Raw genomic sequence first — 19,538 nt, 5'->3', positions numbered from 1 at the left:
ACACTATCACTTCACATCATTCTTCCATTTTATCTTTGTCGGCTTCACCTCATTTAGAGCGGGATCCTCATCCTATTCCCTTATCTTTACTTTCATAAATATTACCCTCATTCACCTTTACTAACATCTAATGAGCACCTCCTCAGGGGTTACAGCTTGAGACCCTGAGGCCAGGAGGCCCGGGGTCAGGGGGCTTATGCGCCTAGGGGCTGCAATATGAAGGCGCCTTTGATTATGGGAGGGTAATTATGGGCCAGCACTAGCCTTCACCCACTAGTGGCTTAAGCTGTGAATGGGAAAGTACGTCAACAGATGATTACCCGCACCCAGTGAATATTAATTAAGAATTTAAGGCTAAGCAACGTAGGGTAATGCCTAGCCTATTCATTACCCTACATTACTATTCCTTAGCTGGATTCACCCGTTAACCAGCTTATGCTCACTACCCTAGCCACACTGGTTGGTGACTGTGAAACCATGGTTAATGGTGAGTATAATCCAGTGAAGCTAGCTAAGGTGCTTAAATGTATAATGGAGGGTAAGTGCAGGGTAATAGCCGTTATTAGGAGGGGTGACGTGGTGGTTAGGTTAATTGAGGGTGACTGGTGCAACACTTAACGAGGAGGCTTTAACAGGCTCACTGTGGATTTAAATCCACGGTGAATGCTACTGCAGGCATCAGCATGGCTACGGATTAACCATCAGTCAGCCCCAGCCCACCTCACGTTCAACTGGATTCACCCCGGCGCATGTTTAGTAAGGCCTTAGACCAGTTCACTACCCTAATCCTAATCATGCGCCCTACGTGTAGTGGTGCTTAAAAGAATTGTATTCCTCGCCTTGAATAAACACGCCAACTATCATTAAGCCAATGGTTAATTTAAACAAGTCCAAACGCGAACAGTGCTTGGAGTTACGTGATTTTTCATTATTTCAATCAATACTTTTATATTGTTTTCAATTCCCACTTTTATGTTGCCTGGGGTTGAGGGTTTGCGTGGGGTTACGTGCCTAATTAGGCTGCTTGTTTAGGCATTCACGCTACGGATATTGAGTTTCTAATGGTGAAAGGCTACGGCCTCATCTATTAAGCCACTCCTCCAAGACCCTACGTGCATCCCCCTTAGCAATGTCGAGAGGCGTCTTGCCATCTTTATCATTTGTGTTTGGATCAGCACCATGCTCGAGAAGAACCTTAACAACCTTAGCTAAACCATCCTCGGCGGCCCTGTGTAGTGGCGTCTTGCCATACTTATCATTTGTGTTTGGGTCTGCTCCATGCTTTAAGAGTAATTCAACAACATCAGCATGACCCTTCATGGCGGCCCTGTGTAGTGGCGTCTTGCCATATTCATTCTTTGTGTTTGGGTCTGCTCCATGCTTTAAGAGTAATTCAACAACATCAGCATGACCATTCCAGGCGGCATCGTGTAGTGGTGTCGAGCCATCTTCATCCTTAACATTTGGGTCTGCTCCATGCTTTAAGAGTAATTCAACAACATCAGCATGACCATTCCAGGCGGCATCGTGTAGTGGTGTCGAGCCATCTTCATCCTTAACATTTGGGTCTGCTCCATGCTTTAAGAGTAATTCAACAACATCTAAGTGACCTTTCAATGCGGCCCAGTGTAGTGGTGTCGAGCCATATTCATCCTTGGTGTTTGGGTCTGCCCCAGCCTCTAGTAGTGTCTTAACCTTCTTAGCGTCTCCATATTCTGCGGCTTCTAGTAGTTCCTTATCTAGTTGGCTGGGTTGTCTTGGTTTTTGAACGACTTTGGCCCGTAACTCCTCGCCTAGTTGGCCTTTCTTAACTGGTGGTTTTTTGACTGCCTTGGCTTGTGTTGCGCCCCTCCCCTCCATTATTGCCTCTATTTGCTTTGCTACCTCCTCACTTGAAAGCCTCTCCCCCGGCCTGTAGTTTAGCATTTGCCTCAATAACTCCCTAACGTCCTCATTACTCACCTTGTTTAATGCTTCATTTACCCTAGCCTCATCGAGGGCATCATCACCGTTTATTGTCCTGCCCGTTAGGCATTCTAGCATTATGTTGCCTAACTGGTATATGTCGATCCTATTCTCAAAACCCCTACTCAAGGCCTCCCTCCTCAAGTCTGCGTAGATTTGCTCAGGTGCACAGTAGCCTGTGGTGCATGTGGTTAACCTACTTGATGAGGCTGTTGCAAGTAGCCTAGTGGCTGTATTGAAGTCTGTTAGCCTAGCAACACCGTTAACTATTAGGATGTTCTCTGGCTTAACATCACCATGAACAACACCCCTACTGTGGATGAATCTAATAGCCTCAGCAACCCCTGAAGCATACCTGAGGCAGTCAGACTCATTAACCCCCTTAACCATTAAATCCCTAAGAGTAGCCTCACCATACTCATAAACAAGGACTGGGAAGTCGACACCATAGCCGAGAAGCCTAACAACATTAGGGTGGTTGAGGCTCATTAAAACATCAAGCTCATTCCTAAAGGAGTCAAGACCCCTAGTGGCTGTTGGCCTAACACCACGCTCAACATAATTCCTAAGAGTATTCGGTACCTTGAAGACAAGCCTAGAACCACCATAATCAATAAGGTAGGCGCATGAGAATCCACCACAGGCAAGAAACCTAAAACAACCACCAACCTCCACCACCCTAAACCCAGAAACCTCCAAGGTATCACGTGCACTGGGCTTCAATGTATCATGAAAAATCCCCTCCCTTAAATACACCCTAAAAGAGGAATTAAAACAAGACACAAATAAAAAACAAAAAACCCTTTTAAAGCATTCACCACTGCGGTAGTAAAGGCCAGTAATATACTCACCATACTCCAATAGGGGATGCAGGCTAGGCTTAACAAGCCCTAACTCATCAATACTTAACCACCTTTAACATCTGTGTAAAGCTCCCTTAAGCAGTATTAGCCCAACATTTACTACTCCTCCAGCCACCCATGGTGAGGGAGCCTCACTGGCATAGTAGGCATGATGCATGCTTAATGTACCATTGCCTCAACTCCTCATGCCTAGGTGACCAGTAGTGTTCGATCAATACCCTGTATTCACTGGGTGGTGCCCTGCCCTGTAGGGTGTTGACTATTGCCTCTGGTACGCCTTTCATAATCATCCATGTTGAGAAGAATTTACGCAGTTCATAGAGCTCAAGCTCCCTATCCAGGACTTGCCTGGCAGTCTCCTTAATCTCACGCCTAAGCCTGGACTGATCGAAGGGTATTAGCCTATTCCTCAATCTCTCAATGACTTCATTATTGAACCATTTACTCGCCTCTATCGGCTTCACAATACCATCCACAAACCTATCCCTCCTGGGCATGTATTCACGCCTAAGCCACTCAACAGTCTCAGTCCTTAAAAACGCCACGAAGGCACGCTTAGTGGCCGTGACTTTACCAATGTGAATTAACCCATGCTCCCAATCAACATCATCCATGCTTATGAGGAGTGGTTCACCTGGCCTTAAGCCTGTTTCAGCTAGGATTAGGAAGTATGCCTTAGCCTCAATGCTTGGCAGTTGATTGAATATTTCCTTTAATTGATTCAACGTGGGTAGCTTGGCCTTGGCATGGTTCCTTGGCTTAATCGTAGTGAAGGCATTGTAGAGTAGGCTGAATAATGCTGGGTCCTTGGACTTCAGGATGGTTTTTAGGAATGATTTTAGGCTGTAGGCAGTGTGCTTGGCAGCGTATTCACTCTCCTCCCTCAACTCATCTAAATACTCCATGATGTTCTCTGGCTCCAGTACCCAATTTAACTCAGCTAGAGTCCTCTCAATGTAGCGGACTTCATCACTAATAGTCTTCCTACTTAACCCCCTAAGCCTCTTAGCCTTAATGAAGGCTTCAATATCCTCACTTGACACTACCCACCTCCTACCAGCGCTCCTAATGTAGTCACCTAAATAACGCTCGAGGTAGCTTAGTGGAATATCCCTAAAGCTTGGATCAGCCACAGCCCTTGCAACAACCTTAACAATGTCGTTAACGCTTGCTGGCTCGACCTCAGGTAATTGACCAAGTAGCCTAGCCAACTCCTCGGGAGTTAGGTAAGCCATGGCATGGCATAGTAAATCCTCGGTGACTCTACGCTTGCCACTCCTAATCATTGAGATTAGGTTACTCGTGACTCCAAGGTCACGGGCCCTAACCTGCTTAACCTCCATGACGTAGTTGATTATCCTAACCCTAGCATCATTAGGTATCCTGGCTAGGTTGTAGAGGCTGCAGTCAACCATCTGTAACAGGTGGTGCAGAGTAATGTATAAGCCTTACGTAACAAGAAGAACATTGAACCGTAACATGAGGATGAAGGAATTGAATTGGAGGTGGCGGGCCCGGTGGGATTCGAACCCACGCCCTACGGGTTAAGTGCCCGTACTGTGGTTCCGAGGATGTTGAGGTCGTTAAGACGTGGGGGATGCGTAGCTACTCAGTGACTCACTATAGGTGCAGGGCATGCGGTGGCGCATTCAATCGCTACAGGGACCAAGGCACGGGTAGGGAATTCATGCTTAGGTCCGGCAAGAGAAGCAGTCATTAATAGAATGAAGCCGCCACCGAATTCGCTGAAAAGGCGCCATGTACTTAATCAATCGAGGAACAGGCTAATGCCCCCCTCCCCCCTTCATTCTCGTACTGAGCCATACGGGCTCAAGTCGGGCCCGCGGGGGGAAGTAATAAGAACTCCCAACCACGCCCCATACCGGGAGCCAATAAGGGGGTTTAGAGGTTTTTAGGAATGCAGTTCAGGCTTTATAAGTTGAATAGATGATTAAGAATTTTAAATGAGCGCTTGGCTTAGACAGGGACGGGTTCTCGGAAAAGGCCGGGCCGTGAAGGGCGTGGGGAGGGGTTGACGGGGGTGGTTTGGGCCTCGCCATTGAGGATAATCCCTGGGTCGCGATTTTGAGGAGCCGCTCTTATTAGTGATGATGTGGCCGGCGGGGCGTGTTCACGGCCTTTGACTTCACGATCAACGCGAGCAACGTCTTGGCGAACAGCTTGGGGCAGTTCTCGACCCCGAGCGGGGTGGTCACGGAGCTCTTCTACATCGAGGAGCCGGGCCGCGTCACGTTCTACCCCAAGGACATGGTGCGCGGCGAGTTGAGCTGCCTCGACCTAGCCCGCGTCCTGCGGGACCTGAGCAGGGGCGTGCCCCTCCCCCGAGTCGAGGCCCGCATCCTCAGGTACGTGAGGGGCGGGGCTCGCGAGGAGAGCCGCGAGGAGGTTAGGCTGGAGGCGATCGCCGTGGCGAGGAGGTTCCTGCATGAGTACGGCGTGTTGACTCCCCTCCTGGAGTGGGAGGACTTGCAGGACCTCGCGGTGGATGAGGCGGGGGAGGAGGGGCTTCCCCGCGTCTTCGTTAGGGCGAGGGGCTTCGGGAACGCCTACCACCCCGTCGCCGTGACTCCAAGCAAGTGCGAGGCGCGGGGGGAGGGGAGGCGGTGGCTCCCAGCCTCGCTGGGGCTTGACGGAGTTGATTGGGGCGGGGGGAGGGCTTTGTCCTTTAACGAGTGGCTCCTGAACCGCGCGAGCGAGAGGACGGGCGTGCCCGTCACGGCGTTCAACCCCAGGGGGAGGGCGACCGACGCGTCCCTCCGCTTGAGGGTGTCCATGTTCGCCGAGCCCGTGGCGAGGAGCATCACCGCGTTCAGGAAGCACCCCCGCACTCCCTGGACGCTGCCGCGCTTGATTGGGGAGGGGAGCATCGAGGCGGGGGACGCGGCGCGCCTCCTCCTCGCGGCGCTCGGCGTGCCGCCGCACTCGAGGGATGGGGAGCCGAGGGGCGTCCTCATATACGGCCCGATGGGGAGCGGGAAGACGACCCTCACGGCGGCCCTCATGAACACGTTCCCCCCGTTCCTCAGGGTCGCCGCGGTTCAGGACGTGGATGAGTTCAGGATGCTGCCGGGGAGGACGCACGCGCTCCTCAACACGAGGGAGGCGTCCGGGCTTGGGGTGAACTCGATCGGGAAGGGGGACCTAATCATGGACGCCATGCGGAGCGGGGCCCAGTTCATCTTCGTGAACGAGGTGTTGGGGGAGGAGGACGCCTCGGCGTGGGTCAAGGCAGTGACCTCGGGGCACGGCGGGGCGACTAACCTGCACGCCGGTCCCTGGAGGAGTTGGTGGATAGGCTGGAGGCGTTGGGGGTAGCGTCAGCTGGCAGGATCCTCTCCGACTACATACTGCTGGTGAGGATGCGGGACGGGGCGGTCGCGGAGATCCGAGCCCCCGCCAGGGTTGACTGGGGAGTCGAGCCCCCCGCCCCCCTCACGTCCTGGCTGAGGGAGTTGGCGGGCGACCCCTCCCGAGGCGGGGAGGGCGGGGTGAACGCCATGTGGGCAAGCCTTAAGTGCGGCGAGGAGGGGAGCGGGAGCGGGAGCGGGAGCGGGAGCGGAGGGGGGGCGGGAGGGGCGTGAATTGAGGCGAAGACCACCTAGGCACGCGGGGGTGAGTAGGGAAGGAGGAAAGGGAGGGGAAAACGATAATGGATCGCTGTGGCTGAGAAAGTAGGCTGCGAGGTAAGGCTAAGGCACGAGATAATGAGGCGCCACGTGGCAAGCAATGGCGGAGACCCCGAGGGCGGGGAGGAGGTCAGCCCCGTTCCCTCGCTATTCTTAGCCTAGTATTTTTTCCGCATGCGATTCGAGCGCGTGGGGTTCTTATTAGTGTTTCTTTATTTTCTTTTCTCGATGAGGGTTCCCTTCGATGTCTCCATGATAGTCAACATGGGCGGCACCAAGGGCGGGGTGGGCATCAGCACCGTGACCGCTAACCTGGCGTACGTGTTGGGCGGCCCCGGGGCTCAGCTGGAGCCGATTGGGTTGGTGGACGTGGCGTACGGCACGAACAGCACAGTGTCGAAGCTATTCGGGCTCGACCCCAAGCAGCCCGGGTTCTGGGACTTCCTGATGGGCAGGGTGACGGGCAGGGAGGCCTCGATCTACGTGCACCAGATCTATAACCTCAGGATGATCTCGAACGGGAGCCTCAGCCCCGACCAGCTGAGCTGGATGATTGGGGAGCTGCACTCCGCGGCCAGGGGCGACCCGGACAGGGTGGGCTCCTTCGTCCTAAGCAATGCCCAGGAGCTCATAGTCTCCAAGCTCAAGCCATACGGCGCCTCCGTGGTGCTCGTGGACCTCCCGTCCCCCGTGGACTCCGCCGTGAAGTGGGCGTTCCTGCGGCTCGCCTCCGTGGTGAACGTCTTCGTGAAGGCAGGCAACACGCACGTGGATGAGGCCGCGGAGGTCCTCGACCTCATCTCCATAGTCAACGCGCAGAGGGCGAGGGATGGGCAGCCCCAGCTCGCGGTCTACGCGGTGGTGAACCAGTCCTTCCCCAACGACAACACGGTCAGCTTCCTAAAGGGGAAGGGGCCGGTGAGCAAGTTCATAGTCCTCCCCTACTCCCCCTTCGTCTCGGACAGGACGGATAGGGGGAAGGACATAGCCATAAAGTACGACGCCGGGAAGGGAGACGCGTTCTTCCAAGACTGGCGATCGAAGATAATCAACCTAGCAAAGGAGGAGTACCAAGTCGCGAGAGGCGCGGCCCCCAAAAAACGATTCTGGTAACAAAAAAACACCGCCGCCTCCTCCTCTCCTTCCCTACTTCAGTAAGCTACCAAGCCTTGAGGCTAAGGCATACTTCCTACTCCTAACTGAAACTGGCTTACGCCCAAGTGAACCATTCCTCATTAACCTAAGCAACGTGGATTGGGAACGTGGCGTAATTCACATTGGTAAGATTACTGAGACTAAGCGTGCCTTCATAGCCTTCCTAGGCCAGAGACCATTAATTGGCTTAAGAGCGTGTACATGCCTCATAGGGACTCCTTCGTTAGGCTGAAGTACGAGGTTATTAAGGCTGATTACCTAAACGTTGGGGTGAAACCAGAGGAGTGGGGCAGTAGGCTAACCCTTCGACAGGGATAGGCTAAGGAGGGAGATTAAGGAAACAGCCAGGACTATCCTGGGTAGGGAGTTTGAGCTTTATGAATTAAGGGAATTCTATGCTACATGGATGATTAGCCAAGGAGTACCCGAATCCATAGTCAACACGCTTCAAGGAAGGGCACCGCCAAGCGAATTCAGAATATTGGTGGAGCATTACTGGCACCTAGGCATGAGGAGTTGAGGAACTGATACATTAAACATGCACCATGCCTGCTGTGTTAAGGTTTAGGCCTTTGTTAGCATGACACCTAATGCTGCTAGTAGTGTTGGGATTACTACAATTGTTAACCACCTTAATACTCTATACTTGATTAACGATTCTTTAGGTATCACCACGTATCCGCTTAGGAGTAGAATAGCTAATGTAGTTATTACAGGTAGTGCTATTGCGGAGTAGTTGATTATGAGGCTTGGGTGAATTAGGCTAACCACTATTAAGAATAGTGAAACCCCTAATATGGCTAGGCTGGATAGGGCAATAACCCATGCCAGCGTCTTATAGAAACTACTTGAAGTGACGCGATACTTAATATCTATGGGTTCTGCCTTCGATACTCTAAACGTATACACGAAGCTTCTAGGCTTAGGCTCAGTCTCCTCTTTAAGCCCTGGAATACCAAGCTTTAAGTCCTCTATCTTTTCTCCCTTCCTTAAGTTATTTAAATTCTCCTGCAGATCCTTTAGCTTAAACTCCAAGTGCTCATTGTCGAATAGTATTTGGAAGTATTGCCTCTGTCCATGTGGGGGAATCTTCTCTATACCTATTATGAAGTCGCTGAGATCAGCATCATAATAGGGTTTAACCTTATCCCATGTCGTTACTATGATTGGGTAGAGTGATACTGGCCTATGTATGGTGAAGGTAGTTACATGAAGGCGGTTAGGCGTTGCAGGCATTTGAAGACAGATGTAATCCTCACCAGGCTTTAAATTAAACCACTCTTCAACGAAGCGCGTGGGCAGTATGCTGACCGCCTTACCATCCTCATTAATAACCCTCTCAATAAGCAGATACCCACCATCCTCACGGGCAAGGTAAGTACCCACCCCACCACTGTAGACTCTAGGAAAGCATACATAATCAGCGTCTTTACTACATGTAAACGTATACGTCACCTCTTCAATAGTCTCAATAGGACTCCTAATCCTAACATAACGCTGAACACGCACAACCTCAGGACTACAGTAATCAACCATATTTGAAGTCTTGAATGCTCTTTTAAGTATATTTAAATTAACTCCTATTTTGACTAGTATCTTGACTACACTTACTACCATACAATTTATTGGCGGTTTCATACAGTTTCCTATATGGATTAGATCTGGTGAACATAGCATACGCCTTCTTCTCCTTATCATTACCATCCTTCCAGGACTCGATGACCTGAAGCAATTTACACGCCTTATTGGCATCACCTTCATTAAGCGCATATGACAAGTCCCTAGCCATAGCCACTACGGCAGCCTCCCAATCAACAGCCCTCCCAACACCACCTACCCTAGTCCTAACCATTAAACCCTGTATGCGCTCCCCATCTACACCATCCGTAATAGTTTCTGTGGCACCCACACAGGGGAATAAATACTGAGGTTTTAAAATTCTATCAGATATTAATAGTTGATGAACTGGTACCTCATGTACCAATAGCCATGCCGAATCCCGTAAAAGATGAATACATCATTATTAAGCATCAACTGGGTTAAATCAACCATATTCACATTTAGCCAGCGAGTGTGGGGAAACCATACAGAGTGTATTATTGTTTTAGTGATTCTGGTAAGCAGTGCTATGCTTGTACCTGTTTAGGGTTGCGGTTTCATGCACTTGGCCTGTTTCTCACCCCTGTAGAGTTTTCAAGAGCCTTTAATGGGTTTTTAGCCTTGATTAACTTAACTGTCTGCCCATCAACTCCCTAACCTCGATTACTACATTGCTGTTAGCCTCCAGTAACATATCGTATCTGGCTTAATGCCGTGCTTCTCGGCATAATTCGAAGCAACGTTGATCAGCTCATTGATAGTGTAGTCAAGGTCGGTAGCCTTAACAAGCCTTAGCTCGTCGAGTTGGCCTAGTCTCCTGGGGTAGATGTGTAGTAGTCCTATGGCTGCATGTGGTAGGTATTTAAACTTGGTCATGGTGTTCCTGGGCCAGACCAATCACCGTATTGCCATTGCATGCACTGTGTGCAGACAATGGCCAACAATAATAATAGAGCAATCAGTAGTTTAATAATTAATAACACTTCATATCCCTAATTTATTTAATATATCAACTATTATTATAATACCGCTCAGCTTCCCATCCTGTTAAAGAATCAAGCCTAGCTTTTCACACCATAATAATACGTGCAGCTATCGATATGCGCATCAAGTAATGCATGCCTCGAGTTCATGATGTGCGCTTCGCTGCATTGCCTTAATCATTACATACGATAAAGCTAAACCGAAGGATCGCTCATGAGCATTTCATGGCTATCAGTGACGTTACTGCTTTGCCATTTGTTGCACCCAAGTAATTTCATTCATCCGAAACCAGGCAAGCCGCATCGGCGATCCTCAGCACATGACACATCCTTGATCGACATCATCATCTTTGATTATCAGTATTGCATTCATCGATTCTCATCAAGCTGGTGATGAAGCTCCGTATCTCTCTGAGCCGTCCTTTTAGGTTAGGCACATCTATTCTATCGGGAGAGGCGACGCTGATCATGGAAACTATGTTATCCAGTCTGTTATATAGATCATCCATTATATTGGCTTGTTCGTATTTATGCTTGGTGCGCAGAGCGTCCTTAGCGCCGCTGACGTCTCCTTTTAGTTGAGCAAGGGTGTTCCTCAATCCATCAAGGTCCTTATCCGTGAGAACATCGCCAAGCACTCCCAGATATGCGTTGATTGGCTCATAAACGTCACACAAGGCATTGAGTAGATCTGGATCTTGCTCAGACGCGTGTTGGGGGGGCGGAGAGACTGTGGGGGTGGGAGTCGGCGTTGAAGACGTCGATACAGTTGATAATTCAACTAGTTCGGGCGGCGTGAGCCCCGGGATCCTCATCGCCAGCCTACTCCCGAAACCCATGAATACTCCATCCCTGGACAACTCTTGGCTTGATTGAAGATACGTCTTGGTCCTGCCGACATGCCTGACCCTGATGCCGTCTCCCTCCGTCTCTACTAGCACATGCTCGTGGCTCACGCAGTCGTAATCGCCCTTGCTGGTATCGCACCCCCACCTACATCTAACGCCATTAAACTTGTACAGCAGTTTCCCGCTGGAGTCCTTTATTGCTAGGCGATCAAGTTCCTCGTTCTCCTCCTCCACGCGGCCTATTATGAATGGAGGACTAACCCTAAACGACTCGCTGCCGACCCTGACCTCCACCTCTACCTTATTTGTTTGATTTTTTATAGTAATGCGACTCATCTGCACTAGATTATACAATTACCCCTATTATTTTTTACGGTAAGCGTTTTAAAGTAGGACTGGAAGCGGTTGCGCATGGGCGAGGCCGAGAAGGTAACATTGCCGGCCGCCTTCGTATTAGGGCTCATGATTGGTCGCAGAGTTAAGGCGAGGGTCGAGTACGTTGAGCCTAAGATAACCTTCATACCCAGGCCCCAGGGCGGCCAGGCCCAGAGCATCGGGTTTAGGGAATTCACTAATAAACTCAGAGACGAGCTCGCAAAGATGGGCATTCCCCCTCAAGCTGCCTCAAGCATAGCCGGCGAGCTAGCCTCCTCCCAGGAGGTCAAGGCATTCATCGCATTGATGGGCGAGAGGGAGGACATTATCCAAATACTGAGCAGCGCGCCCAAGTCCCTTGAGAACGGCCAGATAAGCTCAATGACTTATCAAGAAATCACGAGGAGGTACATGAATAGGCTCATAGAGGTAGAAAAGGAGCTCAGCGACGTTCAGTCCAAGCTGGATGAAGCGATCTCTGGGATAATTAACAGGGCCGAGGCTCTCATCAGGCAGGGTTTTTCATCACCTCAATGATCTTCCTCCTATGGGTGGCCTCATCTATCTCCCCCGCCATCAACATCTTGTCCAGGTGCTTGATGTAGTCATTGTACATCACGGGCGCCTCGCCGTAGCCGAGACCATCTATAATAGCTCTGAGGAGTGGGTCTTGGAGATCATAATTCGCCTCACCCGTCTTCAGATCTATGAGCACCAGCTTTATGCTGCCCGCGCCCCTCCTTGCTTGTTCTATGGAGTTCCTAGCCCAACCACTTGGAGATGCCAGAACTAGCACTGCGTTCTCGGCTCCGGATCGCAGCTCGTCTACGTCTATCCCAAGTCCCTCCAGCGTCTCGTTGATGCTCAACGGTTCATGATCGTTTCCATAGAGGTATAGCCTCTCTATCCTGGCGTGCGCTCCGGCCACCAGTCTAAGCTTTGCCCTCTTCCTGATAGTGCCGCTCAGCCCGTACCTGACCTCCAGCTTGAATACTCTGGGCAGGACGGACATCAACTCTTCCTCCCTGACCTCCCTGCCCCTGTTCTTCTCCTTGTCGATGAGTCCCTCAACGTGGTTCTCCACAAGATCCTCCGCCCTCCAGTCTATGCCGCCCTCCGCGAGTCCCAGGCTGGGCAACACGTTGAGTGCCCTCTGCTTGAAGTCATCTATGAGGCTCTTTGCCGTCTTGAGGCTCACTTGGTTTATCAACTCGACCAGCTTGGGCCTCCTTATTATGACAACGTCGCCTTCATCCTCTATCACCACATTGCTTTGATCCTCGAGTATAATCGTAACCCCGTTCTGTGTAATGTATGGCACATCATCAACGTAGACGGGCTTCTCAAACTTCCTCACCTCCGGCATGAAGCCCCCCACCGCGAAGCCCGCAATCCCAGCCGCTGCATGTTTGAAAGCCTCGGCGATTAGGTCGCCAGCGTCGATGGTCTGTGGCTGCGATTGCTGGGGAGCCTGCCCGATCGTTTCCTGAACTGCCTGCCGCGGCTGTGGAACTGGGGATCTTGGCTCCTGCGTCGTCTCACGATCGGCGGCACTGCTTTCTCGGGGACCTGGCTCGTCCTTCTTCGGTTCCTCACTCTGCTTGGGGAAATCCAGCTCAATTATGTTCTCGCTCTTACGCGTGAGGACCTTGTTGCCACCATATGCGGCCTCCCACTCCATCGCCAGCGAGTAGGAGCCGGGGCTTGGGGCCTCAACATGTATTTTCACGCTCTTGCTGCTGTTCGCGGCGACGCTCTCTATGAAGCTTCCGCCTCTAATATTGAGATTCTTGCCCCCCTTTACACTGCCCTTAACATCGCAGCTCAGTATCTTGTTGTCGTTGCTTATGATAAGCTCTATTATGCCGGCCGGAGGATTTGACTTCTCGACCTCGAAGTCGTAAGAGATACTGACAGCGAAGTTGTCTAGCTCCTTTTCGAACTCCTCGATGTTATTTAGCCTCTTCTCAATTATCCCCAGTATCCTCTCCCTTATATCGGGCCACTCGATGTTTTTAGCGTTGCTCCAGGCCTTACCTAGCGCCTTCTTGCATTCATCGATGCACCCCAAGCCGTTCAGATCCATGCAGTTCCTTAAAGACTCCAAGCTATCGGCATCCTTGCAAGCATTTATTATCTCGCTGTATCCGCCCATTGGCGAAAACTTGACCGGAGAAATATAAGTTTTCCACGCTATGAGTCATTTATCGCTAACCCGATTCCTCGTTTCATCCGTGTATAGACTGCCTTTCAGCGGGGAATGAACAGCTCGCCCACGTGGCTCCTCACGTCGCTGGGCAGGTCTTGGGCTATTAGATCGGCGAGGCCCGATGCGTTCTTGCCGAGCGTCAAGGCGAGGGCCAAGGCATCGAGCGGCGGGTTCATCAATCCCTTCAGTTTCGCATCGTTAAACGAGCTGATTATAGCGTTCACTTGCTCCTCCTCCACTCCGATGCGATTGAGCTCCTTGCCATACCGCCCAAGCCTATCGGCATCTTTTAATTCCCCTAGCTTCCTGTAAGCGAAACGCAGCTCGCTTATGTATTTGTTGAGGGTCAGATCCTTGCCGCCGTTAATAATCACTATGTTCGGTAGTCTCCTGTATAGATTGACGGTTTCATAGTCCTCGGCCAAGTTATCCCCTACCTCGAATAATAGAAAGCCAAGGACCATTGATTCCTCCGCTTCATCGCTTATCTCTACCGTCACCCCGCCGCTGTTCGCATCCACGCCCTTTACCGCGTACTTGAAGACCCAGTGCTTTAAAACATAGAAGAAGCCGTCGTTGACCATGTCATTTCTGATTACGTCGAATATGTTCTCAACGCGGCTCCTATTGAAGTCCAGCGCATCAGCTATCCTGAGCAGGGCACCATACTTTGCCGTGTCCACCTCATACCCTTCAAAGGTGCTCACTCTGTTCCTTAGCTCGACCTTATTATCGTGAAGCTTGCAGATCTCGCCAACGAGCGATGAGAATCGGGCAGCCCCACCCCCCAACTCCCTTATCAGAGTTACGTCCTTGGGAAGCTTGTGCTCGACATACGACTCGCTGATCCATGGATGATACGCTCTGACGAATCTCAACAACCTAAGCCTGTAATCGATGCTCCTATTCATGCATGCCTTGCTGATGTAGACCGTGCCGAGGTCCGCCACATTGCATGCACTGCCTCTGCAATTGTCCTCGTTGAGGCATCCCTTGAAGAACATGCTGCTTTCAAGCAATTCCCTCTTGAAGTCCCCTATTCTGCTGCCCTTGAGGTCCTTGAGCAATTCATCAACGTGGATGCTCAGATCATCGATGCTCAACGCCCAAGCAGCCATTCCTATATCGTGAAGCCACGTAGAGCAGCCTATCAATGCCCTTTCAAAGCTGTTTCTGCCAACGTTGAACAGCGGAGCCAGGCCGCTGGCTATCCCCTCGACGTTCCTGAAGTGGCGGTAATCGTGTGGCACGAAGTAAGGCAGAATTATCTTCCTGTCCCAGGAGGGGCTCATGAAAATCGATAGTGGGCTCAATTCCCCACCTATCTTTACGCACTCATCCTTGATTATATTCCACCTAATTGCCATATTATTCATAGTACTTAAATTAATTTTAAATATTTTGACTTACAATACAACGAAAACTAAACTAAGTAAGCAAAGATAAAATTCGAGAATTACTTGCCTTTGGTGGACATCCATATGATGGCTCCTATCAGCCCACCTATGGCCGCTAATAAGGCCCCCTTCAACGTCAGTAATATCGGTATCAGTGCCACCAGAGGAAGCAACGCAGTGAACGGGCCCAGTATAGGGCTTAGGTAGCCCATAATGAATGGCATTATTGTCAGTATCAAGATGGCCAGCACTATGCCACCGAACATGCCAGCCAGCAGCCCCGCCGCTACCCCCCTGCCCATGCTCCTGCCTGCAATGTATCCGGCGACGGCTCCAGCAATTATGTCCGATGCGAAGGGTAGTAACGGAGATAGCGCCAGGTCGATTATGAAGCCTATTAGAACCGCCACCAGCAAATTGCCACCGCGCTGAGGCATTTATATCTGGATTAAGCACCATTTTTAAGCATTTCAGTTAGGAAAACTTTAAATATTTTATCCAGGAAAAATGAGTCCCTATGACTATAGTTAGGCTTTCAGGAGATTGGACATGCATAAGCCAGATCGAACTTGCCACAAGGAACCCCTATGACTATAGTTAGGCTTTCAGGAGATTGGACATGCATAAGCCAGATGCTCAATGCCATCGGCGATAGGGAGCCCGTCTTCGTTAACGGTCCCATGGATCATCTAAGGATTCCGTCGATCAACGTGGTCGTCATCAAGGAGGGGTTCTCTATATTCGGCAGTCCGACGCCGAGGGCGTTGGATTACTGCGTGAAGGGGGTGGGAAGGTATGCCGAGGAGCTGGAGGCGCCATTCAGGCTCAAGGAGCTGGAGGCGGCCCTGCCGGATGACCTGCGCGATAAGGTGTCCCAGAGCAACTGCATCAAGTATGCCTTCCACACCAGCAAGGTCAACTTCATGGATGTTCGGAGAGGCGTATACGTGGTTAATGATGTAGTTCTTTTCCTGAACCTAGAGAGGCACTTCAAGGCGTACACAGTCGGCGATCAAGTGCCCTTCGATAAGGTTAAGAAGGCGAAGTGTAATTCAAATGAGCCGAGTCCGATCAATCCTGTAATCAATTATATCGAATTGCCTATATTAAGCGATGAGGATTACATCAATTTGCTATATTACGGTAGCATCGAGAACTTCATATATAGCGTGATAATAGGGGCCTTTCTATCAAAGACCAGGCTAAGGATGCTGAGGCAATTGATTAGGAGGCTGATCAGGTTATGAGGAGCTACTACAAGGAATTGGTGAGGATCGGCGCATCTCTGGAGCTTACATTTGGTTTGGTGGACCTGATAAGGATGATGCTGTTCGCCGCGGGGCTTACCTACTTCTTCGCGGAGTTCATCCCATTAACGCTGCCCGTAATAATGATTCCAGCCGCGCTGGCGGTCGGCATGGGTCTATATACAGTCCTATTCATAGCCAGAAGGGCCGTGAACGATCCTGAATCTATAGGGATTGGCAGGATGCTGACTTGGTCGAAGATAGCCATAGTGGACGCGGTCACCGCCTTAATTGTTGCAGACGTGTTGACGGCACTGTCCAGCGGATTGTTAGCGTTATCATTATACCTATATGCCCGTGAATTGGTAAAGGAAGAAGTAAATAAGAGAAACGCTTAAAAAAATCCATTATAAATTATAATTATGAGGCAGAAGTATTTAGCCAATTTATCCGGCTCCAGCTATGGCGATATAGCCGAATCGCTATTTCGCGCAACGGGTTCCCTATATGAGGAGCCCCTCAATGAGTACAGGTCCCTCAAGCAACGTAGGTCTAATGTAATCGAAAAGATAAAAATGGATGAGGAGAAAATAGCGGACATCAACAACCATGTCAACGAGCTAAATAGGATGCTCGGCAGAACTAAGATGTACTTCATATCGGTATTGGCATTCATTATTGCATTACTGCTATTAACAGTGTTCACCCGCTCATCGCTGTTCATCATAGTAGCATTGATAAGCGGCGCGGGGGTGCTCTACTATGCCTATAATATGAGGAGGAACACATTACGGGATATATCTAACAGCAAGAGGGAGGCCCTTAGGATGGGGACGGAAATAAAGGAGCTCAAGGAGGAACTTAGCAGAGTCGAGTCCCTCATTTCTAACTTCAAGCTGCCCGACATTAAGGCCAGGATATATAGGGTTTACATACCAATAGGCCTGGTCAAATTCAAGGCCCCCACGGGTTCAAGTTACTCGCTCGGCATATCGCCCGCCCTTAGGAACGGCATCTCGTTGAGGTTCGCTGTGGTAGGGAACCCAGAGGATGTCAATGAGGCTATAAGCGAGGTCAGGCAGCAGGATGAGTACTACAGGGATAAATTGATCAGGGAAAAGACGGAAGGAGCCAAGATCATAGATGAGCTCAGGAAGATCAATATGTGGGAGGAGGTGTACAAGGCGAGGTCTCCCGAATCACTGCTCGTAAGGTCGTTAGGTCGCCTTGAGGGTGCGGTGAAGATGATAAAGTACGACGAATTCATGCTTCCCATCATAAAGCCGTCAAACGATAACGTGAAATTTATCAAAAAGATCATTGAATCCTCAACTGATGGCCGCCCACAAAATGTTGACATGGAGGGCGTTGGCATCCTTAGCGCCAGCGTGGGCAAGCTCGAGGACTTGTACAAAATCATAGAAACGCTGTCGAATATCAAGGGCGCCGTGATAGAGACCCATTACATGGCTGACTCAGCAAGTAACTACAGGGATTTAAGCGAAAGAATCCACGATTTAGTCGTTCAATCTATACCAATGGATTCCTTCTCAAGCTTCACCGAGAGCGTTTACTGCAGGAAATGCGTCGAGGGAACCCTAGAGGAGCATGTCAGGCGCGTCGATCTGAAGAGGTGGATAGAGGTTAATGTGCTCGGAGGAGTGTCCGAGGATCCAGACATAGTGAGTCTCCCACCTAGACTCAAGAAGGATGAGGACATCAAGGGACTCCTGGCCAGCATCAATAGGCTATTGATGGAGAAGGTTCCATTACCGGGGGTTTCATCAGAACCTGAAGGCGATCGCTCCATTGATGAGTACGAGAAATTGTACGGCGAGGGCATCATTAAGTACGCATTGGCAATTAGTGGTGCCGATTCTTACATTAAATACATTCTGGGCTCGCCCTTTGAGGAACCCAAGATGGCTTGCGAGGTCTGCAGCGGAGGCGTGAGGGTCGAGGACTTGTACTATATAAGCAACTTGGCGCTGCCATACATTAAGGGCTACATTGCAACCATTTATGAATTCCAGGATAGTTTATACAAGAAATCCGAGGGCGTTAGGTTATCAGTTAATCAATCGAGGCTCTCCAAGGAGCAGAGGAAGAGCATGCTGTCCATCGACGAGACAATGCGGAATGACCTAATAATTAAGATAAGGGATGTTGAATACAACATCAAGAATAATATCAAGTACATTGAGCTGTTGAAGGAACTACTGCTGAGCAGCGAGATCAGCGGCCTGCTGCGCGCATCCACTATATTCAACACGCTAGGCGATATTCAGCGTCTCAATATTCAGGAGCAGGTGATAGAGAGTGAGTGATACAGTACACGAGCTTGAGGAGATCCGCCGGCTTCTCGTGAACATTTATCAAAGCATCGGCGGCATGAGAGAGCAGATCAACAGCTCCACGAACGTTATAAGGACCGAGCTTGATGAGGTGAACAGTAGCATAGACAATCTGAAGGATAAATTGATAGAGTCAACGAACAGCATAAACAAAACCATAAATTACGGTATAACCATGACGATCAGCGAATCTATTTTAAGGGAGTACGCCGACGCCTACTCCAAGGTCGTTGTCTCAAGGCTTCAGCTAAACGTGCTAAGGGAGAGACTCGAGGAGGTCAACCAGAGATACTATAATAACTATAAGAACATAGTTGTCGATTACTTAAGGAATATATACGACTTCCTAAATCAATTCATCAACATGTCGGAGCAGGAATTTAATATCCTCAAGAAGCTCTTGAGGCTCGCCAAGGCTGCCGAGGACATCAATAATGAGGTGAAGCCTGACTGGATCAATAAGGAGCTGATAGAGGTGGTATCGGACTCCAACATCAAGAAGAGACTCGAGGATTTGAGCAACTTCACCGAGAGGTTAAGGGAGATTCACAGCAAGCTAACAGAGGCGGAGAATTCAATCAATAATGTGGAGAGCTCACTTAGAGACGTGCAGCTGCCCATGGACGTCGAAGATGACATTACAGTGTACGTCCCCATCACCATAGTTGAGGTAGAGGTCAATGGGAATTCCCACTCGTACTCTCTTAGGCCTGCTGAGCTCGATGGCGAGGTCCTGGACCAGCTGCTGGAGAGGGCCGGCAGGGTTAAGGATGGCTACCCGTGGAAAATAGATGAAAAGGACATAGACGGTACCCTAAAGATGTTGCAATCCATTGCCGAGAGCGATGATGAACACGAGCTAATTAGCAAGATCAAGGTGTTGCAGGTGAATTAAC

The 19,538-nt window shown here is 50.2% G+C and carries 20 protein-coding genes and 1 pseudogene; 13 read left to right on the top strand and 8 right to left on the bottom strand.

Features of this window, described 5'->3' with window-relative positions; all coding sequences use genetic code 11:
• Window positions 1-477: 477 nt before the first annotated feature.
• Window positions 478-618 carry a hypothetical protein gene (locus tag ACZ5ZS_RS09655; RefSeq protein WP_188595830.1) on the top strand — a complete coding sequence of 47 codons (141 nt, stop codon included), beginning with the start codon at window positions 478-480 and terminating at the stop codon, window positions 616-618.
• 462 nt (window positions 619-1,080) lie between these two features.
• Here ACZ5ZS_RS09655 and ACZ5ZS_RS09650 read toward each other — a convergent pair whose 3' ends face one another.
• Window positions 1,081-2,748, bottom strand: a complete 1,668-nt coding sequence (locus tag ACZ5ZS_RS09650) for an ankyrin repeat domain-containing protein (RefSeq protein ID WP_188595829.1) — start codon at window positions 2,746-2,748, stop codon at window positions 1,081-1,083.
• A gap of 211 nt (window positions 2,749-2,959) precedes the next feature.
• Window positions 2,960-4,243, bottom strand: coding sequence for a site-specific integrase (locus ACZ5ZS_RS09645; protein ID WP_188595828.1), 1,284 nt, complete (start codon window positions 4,241-4,243; stop codon window positions 2,960-2,962).
• A gap of 83 nt (window positions 4,244-4,326) precedes the next feature.
• Between ACZ5ZS_RS09645 and ACZ5ZS_RS09640 the strand changes: the two are divergent.
• The 7 genes and pseudogenes from ACZ5ZS_RS09640 to ACZ5ZS_RS09610 form a co-directional block, all read left to right on the top strand.
• A pseudogene (locus tag ACZ5ZS_RS09640) lies at window positions 4,327-4,425 on the top strand (hypothetical protein); the annotation flags it as partial.
• A complete protein-coding gene (locus ACZ5ZS_RS09635) occupies window positions 4,426-4,548 on the top strand; it encodes a hypothetical protein (protein ID WP_268237947.1) in 123 nt (40 codons plus the stop codon).
• 407 nt (window positions 4,549-4,955) lie between these two features.
• The gene (locus tag ACZ5ZS_RS09630; protein WP_188595827.1) at window positions 4,956-6,164 is read left to right on the top strand and encodes an ATPase, T2SS/T4P/T4SS family; all 1,209 of its coding nucleotides are present in this window, start codon (window positions 4,956-4,958) and stop codon (window positions 6,162-6,164) included.
• Entirely contained in the window at window positions 6,137-6,430 is a 294-nt protein-coding gene (locus ACZ5ZS_RS09625; RefSeq protein ID WP_188595826.1) for a hypothetical protein, read from the top strand. Before ACZ5ZS_RS09630 ends, ACZ5ZS_RS09625 begins: the two co-directional genes overlap by 28 nt.
• Window positions 6,431-6,508: 78 nt before the next feature.
• On the top strand, window positions 6,509-6,637 hold the full coding sequence (locus ACZ5ZS_RS09620) for a hypothetical protein (protein ID WP_268237946.1): 129 nt from the start codon (window positions 6,509-6,511) through the stop codon (window positions 6,635-6,637).
• Between the two features lie 66 nt (window positions 6,638-6,703).
• The gene (locus ACZ5ZS_RS09615; RefSeq protein ID WP_188595825.1) at window positions 6,704-7,588 is read left to right on the top strand and encodes a hypothetical protein; all 885 of its coding nucleotides are present in this window, start codon (window positions 6,704-6,706) and stop codon (window positions 7,586-7,588) included.
• A gap of 448 nt (window positions 7,589-8,036) precedes the next feature.
• Window positions 8,037-8,150 (top strand): site-specific integrase, encoded by a 114-nt coding sequence (locus tag ACZ5ZS_RS09610; protein ID WP_229657629.1) that lies wholly within the window; start codon window positions 8,037-8,039, stop codon window positions 8,148-8,150.
• Window positions 8,151-8,194: 44 nt separating this feature from the next.
• On the opposite strand, the gene ACZ5ZS_RS09605 is transcribed toward ACZ5ZS_RS09610, so the two are convergent.
• The 3 genes from ACZ5ZS_RS09605 to ACZ5ZS_RS09595 all read right to left on the bottom strand — a co-directional run bounded on the left by ACZ5ZS_RS09605 (window position 8,195) and on the right by ACZ5ZS_RS09595 (window position 11,396).
• The gene (locus ACZ5ZS_RS09605) at window positions 8,195-9,247 is read right to left on the bottom strand and encodes a hypothetical protein (RefSeq protein WP_188595824.1); all 1,053 of its coding nucleotides are present in this window, start codon (window positions 9,245-9,247) and stop codon (window positions 8,195-8,197) included.
• The gene (locus ACZ5ZS_RS09600; RefSeq protein WP_188595823.1) at window positions 9,204-9,539 is read right to left on the bottom strand and encodes a hypothetical protein; all 336 of its coding nucleotides are present in this window, start codon (window positions 9,537-9,539) and stop codon (window positions 9,204-9,206) included. The genes ACZ5ZS_RS09605 and ACZ5ZS_RS09600 overlap by 44 nt, the downstream gene beginning before the upstream one ends.
• A 1,017-nt stretch (window positions 9,540-10,556) precedes the next feature.
• Complete coding sequence (locus ACZ5ZS_RS09595) at window positions 10,557-11,396, bottom strand: hypothetical protein (protein ID WP_188595822.1); 840 nt, start codon at window positions 11,394-11,396, stop codon at window positions 10,557-10,559.
• 75 nt (window positions 11,397-11,471) lie between these two features.
• Between ACZ5ZS_RS09595 and ACZ5ZS_RS09590 the strand changes: the two genes are divergently transcribed.
• Window positions 11,472-11,972 carry a hypothetical protein gene (locus ACZ5ZS_RS09590; protein ID WP_188595821.1) on the top strand — a complete coding sequence of 167 codons (501 nt, stop codon included), beginning with the start codon at window positions 11,472-11,474 and terminating at the stop codon, window positions 11,970-11,972.
• Here ACZ5ZS_RS09590 and ACZ5ZS_RS09585 read toward each other — a convergent pair.
• The 3 genes from ACZ5ZS_RS09585 to ACZ5ZS_RS09575 form a co-directional block, all read right to left on the bottom strand.
• Complete coding sequence (locus ACZ5ZS_RS09585) at window positions 11,944-13,590, bottom strand: COG1361 family protein (protein ID WP_188595820.1); 1,647 nt, start codon at window positions 13,588-13,590, stop codon at window positions 11,944-11,946. The two genes, ACZ5ZS_RS09590 and ACZ5ZS_RS09585, sit on opposite strands and share 29 nt — an antisense overlap.
• A 95-nt stretch (window positions 13,591-13,685) precedes the next feature.
• A complete protein-coding gene (locus ACZ5ZS_RS09580) occupies window positions 13,686-15,011 on the bottom strand; it encodes an HD domain-containing protein (protein WP_188595819.1) in 1,326 nt (441 codons plus the stop codon).
• Window positions 15,012-15,100: 89 nt separating this feature from the next.
• Complete coding sequence (locus tag ACZ5ZS_RS09575; protein ID WP_188595818.1) at window positions 15,101-15,478, bottom strand: DUF5518 domain-containing protein; 378 nt, start codon at window positions 15,476-15,478, stop codon at window positions 15,101-15,103.
• A 195-nt stretch (window positions 15,479-15,673) separates the two neighbouring features.
• On the opposite strand from ACZ5ZS_RS09575, the gene ACZ5ZS_RS09570 reads away from it, so the two are divergent.
• The 4 genes from ACZ5ZS_RS09570 to ACZ5ZS_RS09555 are packed head-to-tail and all read left to right on the top strand — an operon-like array spanning window position 15,674 to window position 19,537.
• Window positions 15,674-16,288: a hypothetical protein gene (locus ACZ5ZS_RS09570; protein WP_188595817.1), complete on the top strand. Its 615-nt coding sequence runs from the start codon at window positions 15,674-15,676 to the stop codon at window positions 16,286-16,288.
• Entirely contained in the window at window positions 16,285-16,686 is a 402-nt protein-coding gene (locus ACZ5ZS_RS09565; RefSeq protein WP_188595816.1) for a hypothetical protein, read from the top strand. The genes ACZ5ZS_RS09570 and ACZ5ZS_RS09565 overlap by 4 nt, the downstream gene beginning before the upstream one ends.
• A 24-nt stretch (window positions 16,687-16,710) precedes the next feature.
• Complete coding sequence (locus ACZ5ZS_RS09560; protein WP_188595815.1) at window positions 16,711-18,615, top strand: hypothetical protein; 1,905 nt, start codon at window positions 16,711-16,713, stop codon at window positions 18,613-18,615.
• Entirely contained in the window at window positions 18,608-19,537 is a 930-nt protein-coding gene (locus tag ACZ5ZS_RS09555) for a DNA repair protein RecN (RefSeq protein ID WP_188595814.1), read from the top strand. The genes ACZ5ZS_RS09560 and ACZ5ZS_RS09555 overlap by 8 nt, the downstream gene beginning before the upstream one ends.
• The last annotated feature ends 1 nt before the right edge of the window (window position 19,538 follow it).

The sequence above is a fragment of the Thermocladium modestius genome (assembly GCF_055398215.1).
This window is presented reverse-complemented; position numbering and strand designations above follow the sequence as displayed.